The organism is Burkholderia sp. 3C (assembly GCF_054589155.1).
The window spans coordinates 1-572 of the sequence record NZ_BAAILN010000045.1; the positions used below are offsets into that span (position 1 = coordinate 1).

A 572-nucleotide genomic window follows, 5' to 3' on the forward strand; every position below is an offset into this window, starting at 1 on the left:
TTTGAGCGGACCAAGCCGCACGTCAACGTTGGTACGATCGGTCACGTTGACCACGGCAAGACGACGCTGACGGCAGCAATCACGACGGTGCTGACGAAGAAGTTCGGCGGCGAAGCGAAGGCCTACGACCAGATCGACGCGGCACCGGAAGAAAAGGCGCGCGGCATCACGATCAACACGGCACACGTCGAGTACGAAACGGCTAACCGCCACTACGCACACGTCGACTGCCCGGGCCACGCTGACTATGTGAAGAACATGATCACGGGCGCGGCACAGATGGACGGCGCGATCCTGGTTTGCTCGGCAGCAGACGGCCCGATGCCGCAAACGCGCGAGCACATCCTGCTGGCCCGTCAGGTTGGCGTTCCGTACATCATCGTGTTCCTGAACAAGTGCGACATGGTGGACGACGCTGAACTGCTCGAACTGGTCGAGATGGAAGTTCGCGAACTCCTGTCGAAGTACGACTTCCCGGGCGACGACACGCCGATCGTGAAGGGTTCGGCCAAGCTGGCGCTGGAAGGCGACACGGGCGAGCTGGGCGAAGTGGCGATCATGAACCTGGCCGA

Annotated in this window: 1 protein-coding gene; it reads left to right on the forward strand. The window is 61.9% G+C overall.

Going from position 1 to position 572, the window contains the following annotated elements; all coding sequences use genetic code 11:
* The coding region (locus tag ACYP33_RS08985) for a GTP-binding protein (RefSeq protein WP_459621094.1) at positions 1-572 on the forward strand (572 nt) is incomplete at both ends.